The organism is Labilithrix sp. (assembly GCA_019637155.1).
Classification (GTDB): Bacteria; Myxococcota_A; Polyangia; order Polyangiales; family Polyangiaceae; genus Labilithrix.
On the sequence record JAHBWE010000030.1, the window covers coordinates 72893 to 87708 of the forward strand.

The window sequence follows — 14816 nt, forward strand, 5'->3', positions numbered from 1 at the left end:
CTCAATCGGCGAAGAGGCATGTCTCGGGGGCCACGCATAGGCCTTCTTGAATGATGCCCATGGTGCTGATGGACAGCGGTGTCAGGGCCTTGATGGGCCCGCATGACGCCTGCGGCTGGCCGTCTATGTCGTAGACGCCGGAATGATGGCAACTGCCACGCGACGTGGCGTTGGACGCCGTGTAACTCCCGCTAGACTCGTAGAGCTCGTAGTCAGCCTCCTGTGAGTAGCTGCCCCAATAGTCGCCGAGGAGGGGCCCGAGTGTTGGACCATTGAGCCATCGCGCTGCCCTCAAGCGCTCACAACCGCCGTTAGAATGCCACGTACACTCTTCGCCCGAGAGCAGGTGGCCCGCGGAGTCGAAGCACGCACGAGTGACCCCCACCACGCCGTCAGGGTACGGACCGAGCCGGTCATACTCGCAGCTCGTATCCAGCTCGGCGCTCATCGGCGGGGAGTCGACGACAGGGTCGGCTCCGATCGTGGGCTGGTAGCGAAGACGGAACGTGAAGTGCTCCGAGCTCCTAGAGCTCGGAGGCGCCGCGAGCCGGCAGCTCATGCTCGGCTCTTCGGGGGTCCCGTCGACCACGCACCGTACGTTCGGGTTGCTCTCGTCGATCACCCAAAGGTGGCGTCCGAGCCGTTCGTCCGGGCCGTCGTCGAGGGGCAGGAGCCCTTCTTCTTCTTCGCGAAGGGGAGCGAACTGTAGCGCCGCCGAGCTCGGGAACAGCGTCGCGTACACCCGATTCGTCTGGTCGATGGCCGTCAGGGCCGTCGAGACCCACTCCGGCGTCTTCGGGTCCGAGGCGTCGGAGGGCTGCAGGTTGCGGGTCCGGATGTCGATCGCGAGCGGGAGCGGGAGTCCAGCCTTCATCGTGTAGTCGGCCTTGAACTTCGACGCGATCAGATCGACGGCTCGAAAGCACTCGCTTCCTAGATGGCTCCAGGCCTCTTCGGTGCGACGCTTTTGCCGCTTCAAGAACCCGCCCGCGACGTAGTTGGCGACGAGCGCGCCCGTCCGTGCACCGAGCCAGACGCCGCCGGGGCCGAGGCTGGCTCCGAGCGCGCCTCCAACCGCCACACCGACCAGCGTGGGAGTGAGGTACAGGCCCAAGTGCGCCGTAAACAAGCGCAGCTTTCGCTTCACGCCTGTCAGGTCTGCGAGCGACTTCGAGCGCAGCTCGTCGAGCAAGGCGTCGCCGGCCTCGGTCGCTTCGCGCGTCTCCTCCAGGATGAGCGCGATCACCGTCGCGACCTGCTCTTGCTCCGCCGCCGAGAACGAGAGGAACTGCGCCCGCGTGTCGTTCAGCGTGGCCTGGATCCGGTCAAGCTCCGCCCGTGCCTCCGCCGGCAGCTTGCCCGACGCGATGAGCAACTCGGTCGCAGCGACGTCCTCCGCGGCGGCCTCGAGCTCCCCGTCGATGAGGCCCGTGATCATCGAGACGGGATCCTCGACCTTGGGAGCGGGGCGCACGTCGAGGGAGAGCACCCCGAGCTTGCCACCGTCCAGCGGAACGCGGAGCGTCAAGGGGCCGAGGGCTCCGTCGGGCACCGTGAACACGAGGCGCCCGTCGACGACGTGGGTGACGACATCGTGCTCGTCGAGCTTGGCGGGATAGTCACGCTTCGAGAGCACGAGCGGCGTGCCATCGGCCGGCGTCGCGAACACGCCTTGGAATGCTCGCGGCGAAGGGGTCGTCGTGGCGAGATCGAAGGGCTCGCCTGTCATCTCGCCGGGACCGACGGACGTTTCTCCGGTCGGGTCGCCCGCTTCGTCACCGGTCGGGTCGTCCGAATCGGAGAAGGCGCTCCCGCACGCGACGCAGAGCAGCAGTATAGAGGGGAGCCGCACGCGGGCGATCATGGATGACTCCTCGGGTCCTTTGGCTGCGGTGAGACGAGCGCGTACGGCGGCGTGGATCTCGACGTTTGCGGCAGAGAAGAGACGGACCTGCGCGTCTGCGCGACCCAGCCGGCCCACGCGGGGTCACGATTCCATCGCGCACGCGGATCGGCGTAGCCGCCGTCGCCGAGCGCGTGCACTCCGTGGATCGACAAGCCGAGCGCGTCGCAGTGCCGTCCCCGGCAGGATCGCGCGACCCGGGCGCGCCGCGCGGCGTCCCCGAGCGCCGAGGCACGCTCCCGAAGGCTCGGAGAGGGGGCGCTCCGCGCGATCGCCGCGCTGAGCTCGCCGAGATCGACCGCACCCTGGTCCCGATAGCGGAGGACGCCCTCGAGCCACGCGGGATCGAGGGGGAGGTCCTGCGCCACCGCGGCCCGGGCGAGCTCACTCGCGGCGCGCTCGACTTCTGGCACGGCCTCCAGATCGATCGCACTCAGGGACACATAGCGTCGTCCTGCGTCGGCGAACGGCGTCACGAAGCGCTCGGCCAGGTCGGCTGCGCTCTTGGCGGGTGCCCTCGCGAGTGACTCGAGCGCTCGATCGATCGGCCAGCCGCGCTCGGGCACCAGCTCGGGCGACGCGACCAAGACCGAAGCGTACGGCGCGGCGATCTCCGCCACCTCCCACGATCCCATGAGGCAGGCGTCGAACCCGAGCATGTCGATCTTGCGCCCGAGCCCACGCTGGAGCGCGCGCAGGGCCTGCTCGAAGGATCCGTCGATGAGCCGGTAGCCCTCCTTGCGGCCGCCGAAACCGCGCCACCCTCGACCATGACCCCAGAAGATGACCGCAGTGCGATCCGCAGGGCGCTCCGCGAGCGCTCGGCCGAAGGCCGCGAGCGTCGCCTCGGCGCGGAGCTCTCGTCCCTCGAAGCTAGTGATCGGACGGCGGCTGCCGTCCTCGGAGACCTCGGTGAGCGAGCTCCCGCGCTCGCTGGCCGTCAACGTGAGCAGGCGCACCGCGCCGTGGTAGGGCCGCGCCGTCGCGCCGATCATCGCGTCGCGCGCCGCGATGAGGTCGCCCTCGGCCATCGCCACGATACCGACCGTGAGCGGAACGTGGCGAGGCATCGCCGTTGTCGCCGCCTCGTCGCGCTCCGAGCAGCCCACGAGCGCGCCAAGCAGCAACATCAGCGCGAGCGTCACGATTCTGCGCGCGAGACAGAACATGCCAGCATCCATGCTGGCATGTGTCTCTCCGTCGAACAAGGACCCGTGTGGTCCTGACCGACCTGACCCTCGCCTTGGCTCAGATCAGAGCGTGAGCTTCTGCGCCTCGGTGAGGACCTGATCGGCGTGCACGCCCGGGTCGACGTCGCGCCAGACGCGCGCGACCTTGCCTTCCTTGTCGACGAGGAAGGAGACGCGGTCGTAGAAGCCGAAGGTCTTGTCCACGCCGTACGCCTTGCCGATCGCGCCGTCGGCGTCGGCCGCGAGCGGGAAGGGGATCTTGTGCTCCTTCTGGAAGTCCGCGTGCTTCGCGCCCGAGTCTTTCGAGACCCCGATGATGCCGACGTGCGCGGCGTCGAACTTCGCCCACGCGTCGCGGAACGCGCATGCCTCCTTCGTGCATCCAGGCGTCCCGTCGGCGGGGTAGAAGTAGACGACGACGGGCTTCCCGCGCAGCGACGAGAGCCGCACCTCTTCTTGCGCGGGTCCGCGCGCGACGAGATCGGGCGCCGCCGCCCCCACGGGAAGGAGCCCGCTCCCACCATCCGGCCGCCGCGGCTCCCCACACGCCGCCACCGCCATCACCACCACCGCCACCGCCACGACCGAGCCACGCATGCCCACAACCATAGCTCGGTGGGGGTGTGGAGACGCGGTTGTGGGGGGCGGATAGGCTCTCTCGTGATGCGCGCGTGTTGGGCGTGGCTGATGTTCGTGGTTGCGTGTCGTGGTTTGGATGCGGAGGCGCCGCGGCGCGAGTCCGGTGGTGCCAGCGGAGAGTCGGGGGCGCATGTCGACGCGAGCGCGTCGGTCGTGCGCGTGGATGCAGGAGATGCCGGGGGTGTTGGGAGCACCGCGGACGATGCGGGTGGCGATGCCGCTGGGCCGCCGTCGTATCGTGCGTGTCTCGAGGAGCATTATGTCGTGCCGGCGGTCGTGCTCGAGGGTGATGGGCGGGCGAAGACGATGGCGGAGCGCATCGCGCGGCCCGACCTCGAGGATGTCTTCGCGCTTCCGTATCCGACGGGGCCGATCGTCGCGGTGAGCGATCCCGAGCACGATCCCGGGCGCGTTCGGATCGAGGCGGTCTTCGACGCGACCTACGGCGCCGGCGCGAGCGCGATCGCGCGTGCGCTCGTGCCGGTGCGGTTCGGCGGGAGGACGGTGAGCTTCCATCGCAAGGCCGCGCCTGCGCTCGAGCGCGTCGCGAAGAGGCTCGAGCCGCTCGTCGGTCAGCCCGCGACGGCGCGCTTCTTCGCGAAGCTCGGGGGCACCTTCGCGTACCGCGAGATCGCCGGCACCAACCTGCGGTCCACGCACTCCTGGGGCATCGCGATCGACCTCGATCCCGCCGCCTGCGAGTACTGGCGGAACGGGCCGCAGCCTCCGGTGTGGAAGAACCGCGTCCCCCAAGCGATCGTCGACGCGTTCGAGGCCGAGGGCTTCGTGTGGGGCGGCCGCTGGTACCACTACGACACGATGCATTTCGAGTACCGCCCCGAGCTCTTCTCTTGTTCGAGAGGGCTCTGCCCTCTCGAGCTCTCCCGCAGGGGCCTCTCCGCGCGCGAGGCGCGCTGCGCCGCCCCGGGCCCCCGAGAGGTTGGTCCGCGCGATGGTGGCTCGCTCTGAGACGTGATCGAAACGTGGATCTTGGGGAGCTCACTGCGTCCATCGTTGTCCATGCGCGGTTTCAGAATTCGCGCTGATACTGCACAAATCCGCTCACAGCCGAGCTGGCGCGCGCCGTGCTGGAAGATTCCACCGTGAGCCCTGCTTCCCGCCGCGTGAGCATCACGAACGAGGCCGCGATCAAGCCTCACGAGAATGCTTTCCGGCGCTGGTCGGTGCCGGACGCGCCGGACGCGCCGGACGCGATGGTGATCCAGTCGCCGCTGTTCCCGCCGTCGACCGAGCGTCACGACACGATGGAGGCGCACATGCCCTCGTCGTTCCGCGTCTACCAGCCGTCCGAGCTGCGGAGCGCACCGATGCGGCGCGGCTCCTTCCACAACATCGAGCTCGAGCCCGAGTCCGACACCGTCGGGGCGCGCACGCTCCTCAAGTGGACCGGCATCGGCATCCTCGCCGGCCTCTGCGTCCTCACCGCGCTCATCCTCGTCCTGAACCTCGGCGACGACACCAAACACGGCGTCGCGTCGTCGAGCGCGCGCGCCACGATCGGCAAGATGTCGGAGCCCGCGGCGACGGAGCCCGCGGCGACGGAGCCCGCGAAGCCCACCGCGAAGGTCGCGCCCGCCGCCGCCGCGCCCGTGCGCGACGTCGACATCGAGCTCGAGGCCGCGCCGCCGCCCCCGCCGCCGCCGAAGAAAGCGGTCGCGACGAAGAAGAAGCGGAAGGCCGCGAAGTAGCGTTACAGCTCCGGCTTGTCGGAGCACGCGGCGACGAGGAGGCAGTCGATGCCGGGCTTGCACGTCGCGTCGTTGCGGCAGTCGACGTCCGCCTGCTCCGGGCACGCCGAGTTCTCGCGGATGCACTCGTCGCACGGCGAGCCGTCGGCGTAGTCGGAGCCCGCGCAGAGCGTGTCCTTGCACGCCTCGCCGCAGCCCTCCGCCTTGCAGAGGCACGCGACGAGGAGCGCCTTGAGCTTCGTCCCCGCCTCCGGGTTCTGGTCCACGCAGCACTGCTGGCACGACTCGACGTCCTCGTTCGCGCTGCACGCCACGCCGCTGTCGGACGAGACGCCGCCCGTGCTCGACGAAGACGACGTGCTCGACGCGCCCGCGTCCGCGTCCGCCGGCGCAGGATCGTCCTTGCTCGAGCAGCCCACCGCGACGACGATCGCGACCGCGACGAACACGAAGCCCCATCGCGAAGTGGGGGGACGAGAGATCGGGGTAGGGGGCCGAGCCCCGTCGCGAAGGCTCTTCACTGGACGGGCTTGTTCTGGCAGCCCGCCTTCGTCACACACTCGTTCCACGCGACGCAGTCTTCGTCCGCGCCGCACGCCTCGCCCAACGCGTCCTGACACTCCGCCTGCTTCTCGTTCGCGCAGTCCGGACACGCCTGTGACGTCGGGTTCTTTTGCGGCGTCGCGCAGAAGGTCGTCTTGCACGGCGTCCCGCAGAGCTCCTCGGTGCAGATGCACGACTTGATCGCGTCGTTGTAGGTCTTGAAGCCGGCCTTGTGCTGGTCCCCGCAGCACTGCACGCACGCCGCCTGAAGGTCGGTCTTCTTGCAGTCCGGCGGCCCCGCGTCCTTCTTGCCGTTGTCGTCGTCGTCGTCGTCGTCCGCGCTGTCGTCGTCATCGTCGTCGTCGTCGTCGCCCTGCGGGAGCTTGCCCGCGTCGGCGCCGGCGTCCGTTTCGGCGGGGACGATTCGTGTGATCGTCTTCGTGCACGCGACCGCGAGGCCGAAGACGCCGAGCGAAAGAATGACCGAGAGGAGACGGCTGACGGGGCTCATGACTCTGGGCCTCCTATGGTCGTGCGCCACGCGGAAGGCAAGCGCTGTGGTAGACCGCCGCCCAGAAAATGCCGCTCGATCCCGCCTTCGTCGCCGACTGTCCCTACGGCCCCGGCGGCCTCCTCCTCGACGAGGTCCTGAAAGTCGACGTCGAGGAGAGCCTCGTCCTCGTCCGGATGCCCACCGGCGGCGAGCTCCCGCTCACCCGCGAGCAACGGAACCACCCCGTCCTCCACCCCCCGCACGTCGCGGGCGGGCTCATGATCCACATGACGGGCATGGCCGGGTTCGCTCACGCCTACTACGTCCTCGGGCTCCGTCACGCCGACGGCTGGATCGGCTACGGCGCGCGCATCAACTCGGCGCGCTTCTACGCCCTCGCGACGCCCGGCGATCCGATCGTCATCGAGTGCAAGGCGACGCAGACGCGGCGCGGTGGGGCGAGCGTGCTCGCGCGCTACGCGTTCAAGTTCCATCAGGGCACGACGCTCGTATACACGGGCGACCAGACCGCGATGTGGATCGACGCGACGAAGCAGCGCGCGGCGGCGCCTACGGAAGCTTGAAGTCCGCCCAGAGCGAGGCGTGATCGCTGCTCGCGAAGCCGGCCCGGCCGGGGTCGCGGACGACGGTGGCGCTCTGGGCGACGTACGACTTGGCGCGGTTCTTCGTCACGAAGATGTGATCGATCGCCTGGTCCTGACCCTGGTAGCGGTACGTGCCCTGCTCGTTCTCCGGGAGGTCGCTCGCGACGCGGAGGAGACCGGCCTCGAGCGCGGCGATCGGCTCCGAGCCGGGGGTGTCGTTCAGGTCTCCGCCGAGGACGACGAGCGCGCCCTTGTTCGCGTCTCCCGTCGCCTTCATGATGTCGTGCGTCGCCTGCGCCTCGGCGAGGCGCCGGCCCGGATCGTCGTCCGACTTCGAGCGGAAGTGCGCGGCGTAGACGATGACCTCGCTGTCGCCGAGCGTGAGGTGCACCTCGGGGAGCTCGCGCGTGAACGTCGTGTTGCTGCCGTCGGGGCGCTTCAGCGGCGTGTCCCGCCGGTAGTTCTTCACCTCGCCGAGCTCGCCGCGCGCGAGGACGCCGACGTCGATGCTGCCGGCCGCGCCCGTCTCCGCGATGTGCGCGACGGGGAAGGGGAAGCCCGCCTCTTCGAGCTTCGCTTGCAGCGCGTCGAGGCACGTCTTGTTCTCGACCTCGGAGAGCGTGACGACGTCCGCGCCGAGCGAGGCGATGCCGTCGGCGAGCGTCGCGACCTTGCGGTCGAAGGCCTCCTGCGTGACGACCGCCTCGAACCCGTTGCTGCTGCACGTGCCCGACTGGCAGACCGTGTCGAAGAAGCGCCGCGTGTTGAGCTGCGCGACGCGCAGGAGCCCGGGGCGGCGCGTGGTCTTCGGATCGCCCCAGCCCTCCGGGGTCGGCGGTGGCTCCGTGTCGCCGCCGTCCTTGCCGCTCGCGCCGCCGTCGGGCCCGCCGCTGCTCGACGACGACGAGGTCGGGACCGCGATGGGGTTGTTCCCCTGGGTGAGGCCCGCGTCGTTGCACGCGACGACGGCGAGGACCCCGAGGACGACGATCGCTCCCCGCATCGGCTTCAGCTTACCACCGTCTTCCGCTTCCGCCGCACGACGAGCGCGGCGGCGAGCCCGAGGAGCGCCGCGCCCCCGTCCGAGCCGCGCCCCGCCGCGGAGACGGAGCAGCCGTCGTCCTCCTCCGGCTCGAGCTGCGGCTGCGCCCCGGCCGCGGCGAAGCCCTGATCGAGCATCTCGCGGAACGGCGCGAGCTTCGTGCCGATGTTGTCGGCGAGCGGGCAGGTGGCGCCGGGGCTCACCGGGTCCTCGCCGTTCGTGCCACGCGACACGACGCCGATCACGGCGCCCGTGCTCCCGGCGAGGATCGGTCCGCCGCTGTCGCCCTCGCAGATCGACTCGCTGAACGAGAACTCGTTGCGCGCGAGGATCGGGAACGAGTCGAAGGGGCCGACCTTCTTCACCGTGACGTCGCGGCGCTGCTGGCGCACCGGCGGCTCGAACTCCTTGTCGGTGATGCCGTAGCCGACGTTGACGATCGCCTCGCCCTCCTTCGGCTCGCCGTTCAGACGGAGCTTCGCGATCGGCACGTTCGTGATCGGCGTGTCCGTGAGCACGAGCGCGATGTCGTGGTTGCACAGCGTGGCCGAGAAGTCGTCGAAGATCTGGGAGCCGCGCGCCGCGGGCTGCCACTTCGTGGAGTCGACCTCGTTCGTCGGCGGCCCGAGCCTCGTGAAGGCGGCGCGCTCCTTGCCGGTGAAGACGTAGATGCTGGCGGGGTCGAAGTTCCTCCGCACCGCGCCGCCGGAGCCCGCGATCGGCGTGCCGTCGGGCTGGCAGGCGACGAGGCTGTCGTCGGTCTCGGCGACGCAGTGGCGCGCGGTCAGGAGGAGGCGCGGCGCGATGAGCGCGGCGGTGCAGACGTTGCCCGACGTCTTCTCGTCGTTGAGGCGGAAGAGCATGACGACCGAGTCCTGCCCGTCGTCGGAGGGCGTGCCGTTCAGGATGTTGGGGCGAAGCGAGGCGACGGCGCCGGCGGCGGCGAAGAGGAAGAGAAGCTTGTCGAGCATCTCCTCGCATCGTAGCAGGGGACCGTCAGCGCGCCTGGTTGATGAGCATCCAGTACATGCCGAGGGACTCGACCGCGTGCATGAACTTGTCGAACTCGACTGGCTTCACGATGTAGCTGTTCGCGCCGAGGCGATAGGCCTCCTCGAGGTCGCGGTCTTCCTTCGACGAGGTGAGCACGACGACCGGGATGTCGTGCGTGCGCTCCGTCATCTTCAGCCGGCGCAGGATCTCGAGCCCGTTCACCATCGGGAGCTTCAGGTCGAGGAGGACGACGCGCGGGGGCGTCTTCCAGCCGCCGTCGCCCTCGGCGAAGAAGTAGTCGACCGCCTGCTGGCCGTCGGACAGCCGCCGCACGGTGTGCGCGAGCTTCTGCCGCTTGAGCGCGCGCATGGTCAGCTCCGCGTCTTCGTCGCTGTCCTCGACCAGGACGATGTCGCCCGCTTCCACCGTCATCGCTATGCTCCCTTCCGCTCCCCGTCGTCGTTTCGTCTCGGCAGCGCGACGTGAAAGGTCGCGCCGCGCCCGACCTCGCCCTCGCCCCAGGCCCGGCCGCCGTGACGCTTCATGATGCGCGCGACGATCGCGAGCCCGATCCCGGTGCCCTCGAACTCCTTCGCGGAGTGCAGCCGCTCGAACGTCCCGAACAGCTTGTCGGCGTAGCGCATGTCGAAGCCGGCGCCGTTGTCGCTCACGGTGTAGACGATCTCGGTCGGCGTCTCCGCCGCGGAGGTGTCGATCGTCGCATCTTCGCGCCCGCGCGTGTACTTCACCGCGTTCGTGTAGAGGTTGACCCAGACCTGACGGAGGAGGCTCGCGTCGCCCCACGCCGGCGGGAGCGACGCGATCGTCGTGCGGATGACGCGGTCGGGCTCGGTGCGGAGCGCGTCCTCGAGCGCCGATTTCGCCAGCGCGTCCATGTCGATGTCCTCGGCGACGAGCGGCTGCCGGCCCGTGCGCGAGAGCGCGAGGATGTCGTCGATGAGGAGACCCATCCGCTTCGCGTTCTTGCGGACGAGGCCGAGCATGCGGCGGCCCTCGGCGTCGAGCGATTTGCCGTGCTCCTCCTCGAGGATCTCGGAGAAGCCGTCGATCGCGCGGACCGGCGCGCGGAGGTCGTGCGAGACGGAGTAGCTGAAGCTCTCGAGCTCCTCGTTCGCGACGGTGAGCTCCTCGACGCGGCGCTCCAGCTCGCGCTCGAGCCTCGTGAGCTCGGTGAGGTCGGTCATGACCGAGACGTAGCCCGTCGTCGTGCCGCGATCGACGAGGGGCTGGGTCGAGAGGTGGACGTCGACCCACTCGCCGGCGCGGTTCTTCGCGCGCAGCTGCGCCCGCACCGTCCCGCCGGCGAGGAGGACCTCGCGGTGCTTCTCCCGGTCGGCGCCCTCGATGATGGAGAGCACGGTCGCGATCGGCTTCCCGCGCGCGTCCGCCGCCGGCCAGCCGAAGAGCCGCTCCGCGGCGGGGTTCCACTCCTGGACGACGAAGTCGGTGTCGAGCCCGACGATCGCCTCGCTCGTCGACGAGAAGAGCAGGGTGTGGCGCCGCGAGATCGCGCTCGCGGCGATGCGGTCGGTGATGTCGACGAGCGTGACGAGCGTGGTCTCGCTCGAGTTGCCGGGGCGCACCGTCTTCTTCGTGCGGACGACGTACGTGCGCGGTCCTTGCGCGGTCGAGAGCGACAGCTCGATCCCGTCGTCTTCGGCCGTGTCCTCGGGCGGGAGCGAGGAGAAGAGCGCGACGAGCTCCGGCACCGCGAGCGCAGCGCCGCCGACCTCGAGGATCGGCGCGCCGAGCGCGGCGGCCTCGTCGACGCCGAACGCGTGGAGGAAGGCGCGGTTGGCGGCGATGATGCGGCCGGTGCGGTTCAAGAGCACGAGCGGCGCGGAGACGGTGTCGAGGACGCTGCGCTCGTGGCTGCGTGCGCGCTCGATCGAGTCGAGCTCGCGGAGGAGCCGCGCGTTCGACAGCGCGAGCGCCGCGTGGCACGCGAGCGCGTCGACGACCTCCACGTCGTCGTCGGTGAGCCCGGCGCCCGGATCGCCGTGACGTCGCACGACGAAGAGGAAGCCGAGCGCCTTTCCGCGCGCGACGAGGGGCGCGACGAGGACGCTCTCGAGCCGGATCGACGCGCCCTCGCTGGGGTGCGCTTCGGTGACGCCCTCGGGCGAAGCGATCGGCTCGATGTACGCGCGCGACGCGTCGAGGGCCTCGCGCAGCTTGGCGGTGATTGGGATCGGCACCGCGCCGAGCCGCTTGAACGTCTCGTCGTCGCGCGGGTCGTAGCCGGCCGCGGTCTCGAGCGTGCCGCCGGAAGAAGAGAGGAGGCGGATGCTCGTCGCGAGGCCGGTGACGTCCGCGACACGGCGGACGATCGTCTCGAGCAAGCGTGGGTAGTCCGTGGTCGCGTCCGCGAACGAGCGGAGGACGTCGACGAGCAGTCGAAGCCGGGTCCCCTCGGCGGAGTCGGTCGGCATTCGTCTCGAAGGTTACATGCGATCCCGATCGGGGCGCGACAAAGCGGCGAAAGCGTGAGCTCGACCGCTTCAGCGCGTCGCGACTCTCGTAAGATGGGGACCCATGCGCCCCGGTCCGCTCGCGCCGTTCACGCAGGCGCTCCGCTCGGCGGAGCTGCGGGCGATCGGGCGCGTCGTCCTCCACGCCCTCGCGGTCGGCCTCGCCGTCGGCGCGGTCGCGTGCGTGTTCTTCACCGTCCTCGGCGTGGCCGAGCGCGTGATCCTCGAGGGCATCGGCGGCTACGAGCCGCTCCGTCCCGCCGGCGAGCACGTGCTCGACTTCCCGATGCCGCGGCGGCCGTTCTCGCCGCTCGTCCTCGCGCTGATCCCCGCGTTCGGCGGGCTCGCGTCCGGCTTCGTCGCGCAGCGGCTCGCGCACGAGACGAGCGGCGGGGGCGGGGACGCGTACATCGACGCGTTCCATCGCCGCGGCGGCGCGATGCGCAAGCGTGTCGCGCTCGTGAAGATGGTCGCGACGGCGCTGACGCTCGGCTCGGGCGGCTCCGGCGGCCGCGAGGGCCCGACGATGCAGGTCGGCGCTGCGATCGGCGCGCTGCTCGGCCGCTTCATCCAGGTCTCGGTCCGCGAGCGCCGCATCCTCGCGGTGTCGGGGACGGCGGCCGGCCTCTCCGCGATCTTCGGGACGCCGCTCGGCGCCGCGCTCTTCGCGACCGAGGTCCTCTACCGCGACGACTTCGAGTCCGACGCGCTCGTCCCGGCCATCCTCGCGAGCGTCACCGCGCACAGCGTCTTCGTCGCGATCTTCCCGGAGGCGGCCCTCTTCGCGCACGCGCCGCGCTACCCGTTCCAGCCGCTCCACCTCCCGCTCTACGCGCTGCTCGCGATCGTCATCAGCGGCGTCGCGCGCGTCTTCGTCTTCACGCTCAAGCGGGCGAAGCACCTCTTTCACCTCCTGCGCGTGCCGTCGTGGACGCGGCCCGGCATCGGCGGCGCGATGCTCGGCGCGGTCGCGGTGACCTGGATCGTGCTCGTGAACCCGCACCTCGATCTCGAGGGGCGCGGGATCGGCATCCTCGGGAGCGGCTACGGCGCGGCGCAGTCGGCGATCACGGGCGGCGCGTGGATCCCGGGCGGCTGGTGGGGGGTCGGGCTCTTGTGCCTCCTCGTCGTGGTGAAGATCCTCGCGACGTCCTTGTCGCTCGGCTCGGGCGGCAGCGCGGGCGACTTCGGTCCGTCGCTCGCGATCGGGGGCCTCGTCGGGGGCGCCTTCGGGCGCGCGGCGCAGCTCCTCGTGTCGCCGGCGATCGATCCGGGCGCGTTCGCGCTCGTCGGGATGGGCACGTTCTACGGCGGGATCGCGCACACGCCGGTGAGCTCGCTCGTCATGGTCTGCGAGATGGCGGGGACGTACGACCTCCTGCCGTCGCTCATGCTCACCTCCGGGCTCGCCTTCGTCCTCCTCCGGCGCGTGAGCCTCTACTCGAAGCAGCCGCGATCGCGCTTCGAGTCGCCGGCGCACGCGGGCGAGGACTCGCTCGACGTGTTGAAGCGCCTGAAGGTGAGCGAGGTCTTCCGCCGCGACGCGCTCGTGACGCTGAAGACGCGGCAGCCGCTCGCGAGCCTCGTCGCCGCGATCTCGGAGGCGCCGGAGTGGCAGGACTGCTTCCCGGTCCTCGACGACGCCGGCGCGCTCCGCGGCGTCGTCTCGGGCGAGATCTTGCGCGCGGCGTCGAAGGACGACTCGCCGGGCGCGCTCATCATCGCCGCCGACGTGATGCTGCCGCCGCTCCACGTCTCGCCGAACGACGACCTCCACACCGCGCTCGAGCGCTTCTTCGGCAACGAGCTCCACGAGCTGCCCGTCGTCGAGGAGGGCGCGGTCGTCGGCGTCCTCGATCAGGCGCACATCACGCGCGCCTACCACGACTACCTCGGCAAGCTCGCCGGCGACGGCGAGCGCGTCTCGGTGGTCGATCTGCCGCCGTGAGCGTCGAGGAGGCGCTCTTCGCGCCGGTGGTCTCGATCACGTCGACGAAGCGGCGCCGCTTCTTCTGGGCGGCGTGGTGGTCGGGGCCGCCGGTGCGCGTGCCGTTCCGCAAGCCGGACGCGAGCGACGGCGGCGCCGCGACGTTCGAGGAGGCGGTGGCGGCGGCGAACGCGCGCGCGGGCACGACGCTCGCCGTCACGGACCCGCTCTGGGCTCGCGCGTGGATGCGCGTGCTCCGCGGCGAGGAGGTGTGGCCGTCGCGCGCGGATCGCGAGCCGCGCGCGCCCCGGGCCCGCGCGCCGGAGGCCGAGGCGGGCTCGATCTGGTCGCTGCTCGGCGTGACGAAGGACGTGACGCTCGCCGAGCTCAAGGCGGCCTACCGGCGCCGCGCGATCGAGCTCCACCCCGATCGCGGCGGCGACGCCGAGACGTTCCGGCGCCTCCTCGCCGCCTACGAGGAGGCGCAGAAGCGCGTGGCGCGGCCTCGCCCGCGGCGGTCTTCGTGACCTCGCGTCGCGGCGCGACCTAGAGCAGGTCGTCGAGGCCCGAGGCGGTGAGGGATTTGCGGGCGGCCTCGTCCCAGCCGCGGTTCGCGGTCGGGCTCGCGGGGCTCGGGTGCGGCATCGTGATCGGCTCGCGGCCGGTGACGAGCGCGAGGCGCTTCGCGGCGTAGGCGCCGATCCCGACGAGGTGCTTCGGCGCGAGGACCGCGATCGCCTCGGCGAGGGCTTCATCGCAAATCGCTTCCATGGCCTTTCGTTCTTCTTTTGCGATTTTATCGGGAGTGACGTTAGCACCGGTTTCGCCGAGGAAGAGGAGCGGGCAGTAGTTGAGGACGAAGGCGCGGCGGAAGAACGCGCCGGCGTCGCCGTGCTTGCGCGCGAAGGCGCCCCACAGCCGCTGGCCGGAGACCTCGCTCCGGGTGCAGTCCCAGCCGAGCACGGGCCGTTTGTCGTGGCAGTTCGCGGGCGGCGTGATCGTGCCGTCGAGGCGGAGGAAGTCACGGACCGACGCGACCTCGCCGAACGGCACGCCGGTCTGTCCCATCCCGAAGGGGCCCGGGTTCATGCCGAGGAGGAGGACCTCCTTCGGCGCCTTCCCGTAGCGCTCGAAGTACGCCCGCGCGACGGGCCACGCGTACTCGAGGGGGTGATAGACGAACGCGACGGGCGGTCCGAAGCGGAGCGGCTTCGTGCGCGCCGCGAGGCGCTCCATGATCGTCACGAGATCGTCCGCCATCGCGGCGCGCACTCTAGCGT

Annotated in this window: 15 protein-coding genes; 5 read left to right on the forward strand and 10 right to left on the reverse strand. The window is 70.7% G+C overall.

From position 1 onward, the window contains the following. Window position 1 precedes the first annotated feature (1 nt). From KF837_42025 to KF837_42035, 3 genes are all read right to left on the reverse strand, one after another. Window positions 2-1864: a hypothetical protein gene (locus tag KF837_42025; GenBank protein ID MBX3233976.1), complete on the reverse strand. Its 1863-nt coding sequence runs from the start codon at window positions 1862-1864 to the stop codon at window positions 2-4. Next, window positions 1861-3033, reverse strand: a complete 1173-nt coding sequence (locus KF837_42030; protein MBX3233977.1) for a hypothetical protein — start codon at window positions 3031-3033, stop codon at window positions 1861-1863. The genes KF837_42025 and KF837_42030 overlap by 4 nt, the downstream gene beginning before the upstream one ends. Window positions 3034-3156: 123 nt before the next feature. Next, window positions 3157-3690, reverse strand: a complete 534-nt coding sequence (locus KF837_42035) for a peroxiredoxin (protein ID MBX3233978.1) — start codon at window positions 3688-3690, stop codon at window positions 3157-3159. Between the two features lie 306 nt (window positions 3691-3996). Between KF837_42035 and KF837_42040 the strand changes: the two genes are divergently transcribed. Further along, complete coding sequence (locus tag KF837_42040; GenBank protein ID MBX3233979.1) at window positions 3997-4701, forward strand: M15 family metallopeptidase; 705 nt, start codon at window positions 3997-3999, stop codon at window positions 4699-4701. A gap of 134 nt (window positions 4702-4835) precedes the next feature. Next, entirely contained in the window at window positions 4836-5441 is a 606-nt protein-coding gene (locus KF837_42045; GenBank protein MBX3233980.1) for a hypothetical protein, read from the forward strand. 2 nt (window positions 5442-5443) lie between these two features. On the opposite strand, the gene KF837_42050 is transcribed toward KF837_42045, so the two are convergent. Both KF837_42050 and KF837_42055 read right to left on the reverse strand, forming a co-directional pair. Next, a complete protein-coding gene (locus tag KF837_42050; GenBank protein MBX3233981.1) occupies window positions 5444-5890 on the reverse strand; it encodes a hypothetical protein in 447 nt (148 codons plus the stop codon). 68 nt (window positions 5891-5958) lie between these two features. Continuing rightward, the gene (locus tag KF837_42055; protein ID MBX3233982.1) at window positions 5959-6495 is read right to left on the reverse strand and encodes a hypothetical protein; all 537 of its coding nucleotides are present in this window, start codon (window positions 6493-6495) and stop codon (window positions 5959-5961) included. 68 nt (window positions 6496-6563) lie between these two features. Here KF837_42055 and KF837_42060 point away from each other — a divergent pair, with 68 nt between their 5' ends. After that, window positions 6564-7061 carry a hypothetical protein gene (locus KF837_42060; GenBank protein ID MBX3233983.1) on the forward strand — a complete coding sequence of 166 codons (498 nt, stop codon included), beginning with the start codon at window positions 6564-6566 and terminating at the stop codon, window positions 7059-7061. Here KF837_42060 and KF837_42065 read toward each other — a convergent pair. From KF837_42065 to KF837_42080, 4 genes are read right to left on the reverse strand one after another with little or no spacing between them, the layout of a single operon-like run. Further along, window positions 7048-8085, reverse strand: coding sequence for an endonuclease/exonuclease/phosphatase family protein (locus tag KF837_42065; GenBank protein MBX3233984.1), 1038 nt, complete (start codon window positions 8083-8085; stop codon window positions 7048-7050). The genes KF837_42060 and KF837_42065 overlap by 14 nt on opposite strands. A gap of 5 nt (window positions 8086-8090) precedes the next feature. Then, on the reverse strand, window positions 8091-9095 hold the full coding sequence (locus tag KF837_42070; protein MBX3233985.1) for a trypsin-like serine protease: 1005 nt from the start codon (window positions 9093-9095) through the stop codon (window positions 8091-8093). A gap of 25 nt (window positions 9096-9120) precedes the next feature. Beyond that, window positions 9121-9549, reverse strand: a complete 429-nt coding sequence (locus KF837_42075; protein ID MBX3233986.1) for a response regulator — start codon at window positions 9547-9549, stop codon at window positions 9121-9123. 2 nt (window positions 9550-9551) lie between these two features. Then, window positions 9552-11570, reverse strand: coding sequence for a PAS domain S-box protein (locus KF837_42080; GenBank protein ID MBX3233987.1), 2019 nt, complete (start codon window positions 11568-11570; stop codon window positions 9552-9554). Between the two features lie 103 nt (window positions 11571-11673). Here KF837_42080 and KF837_42085 point away from each other — a divergent pair, with 103 nt between their 5' ends. Continuing rightward, complete coding sequence (locus KF837_42085) at window positions 11674-13557, forward strand: chloride channel protein (GenBank protein MBX3233988.1); 1884 nt, start codon at window positions 11674-11676, stop codon at window positions 13555-13557. Then, entirely contained in the window at window positions 13554-14063 is a 510-nt protein-coding gene (locus tag KF837_42090) for a J domain-containing protein (GenBank protein MBX3233989.1), read from the forward strand. The genes KF837_42085 and KF837_42090 overlap by 4 nt, the downstream gene beginning before the upstream one ends. A gap of 19 nt (window positions 14064-14082) precedes the next feature. On the opposite strand, the gene KF837_42095 is transcribed toward KF837_42090, so the two are convergent. Further along, a complete protein-coding gene (locus KF837_42095) occupies window positions 14083-14796 on the reverse strand; it encodes a single-stranded DNA-binding protein (GenBank protein ID MBX3233990.1) in 714 nt (237 codons plus the stop codon). Window positions 14797-14816 lie beyond the last annotated feature (20 nt).

What these genes read in the sequence shown, in the direction of transcription:
- KF837_42080 (MBX3233987.1), bottom strand. Translation starts at nt 11,570, where the DNA reads ATGCCGACCGACTCCGCCGAGGGGACCCGGCTTCGACTGCTCGTCGAC.
- KF837_42060 (MBX3233983.1), top strand. Translation starts at nt 6,564, where the DNA reads ATGCCGCTCGATCCCGCCTTCGTCGCCGACTGTCCCTACGGCCCCGGC.
- KF837_42075 (MBX3233986.1), bottom strand. Translation starts at nt 9,549, where the DNA reads ATGACGGTGGAAGCGGGCGACATCGTCCTGGTCGAGGACAGCGACGAA.
- KF837_42025 (MBX3233976.1), bottom strand. Translation starts at nt 1,864, where the DNA reads ATGATCGCCCGCGTGCGGCTCCCCTCTATACTGCTGCTCTGCGTCGCG.
- KF837_42085 (MBX3233988.1), top strand. Translation starts at nt 11,674, where the DNA reads ATGCGCCCCGGTCCGCTCGCGCCGTTCACGCAGGCGCTCCGCTCGGCG.
- KF837_42035 (MBX3233978.1), bottom strand. Translation starts at nt 3,690, where the DNA reads ATGCGTGGCTCGGTCGTGGCGGTGGCGGTGGTGGTGATGGCGGTGGCG.
- KF837_42065 (MBX3233984.1), bottom strand. Translation starts at nt 8,085, where the DNA reads ATGCGGGGAGCGATCGTCGTCCTCGGGGTCCTCGCCGTCGTCGCGTGC.
- KF837_42070 (MBX3233985.1), bottom strand. Translation starts at nt 9,095, where the DNA reads ATGCTCGACAAGCTTCTCTTCCTCTTCGCCGCCGCCGGCGCCGTCGCC.
- KF837_42095 (MBX3233990.1), bottom strand. Translation starts at nt 14,796, where the DNA reads ATGGCGGACGATCTCGTGACGATCATGGAGCGCCTCGCGGCGCGCACG.
- KF837_42055 (MBX3233982.1), bottom strand. Translation starts at nt 6,495, where the DNA reads ATGAGCCCCGTCAGCCGTCTCCTCTCGGTCATTCTTTCGCTCGGCGTC.
- KF837_42030 (MBX3233977.1), bottom strand. Translation starts at nt 3,033, where the DNA reads ATGTTGCTGCTTGGCGCGCTCGTGGGCTGCTCGGAGCGCGACGAGGCG.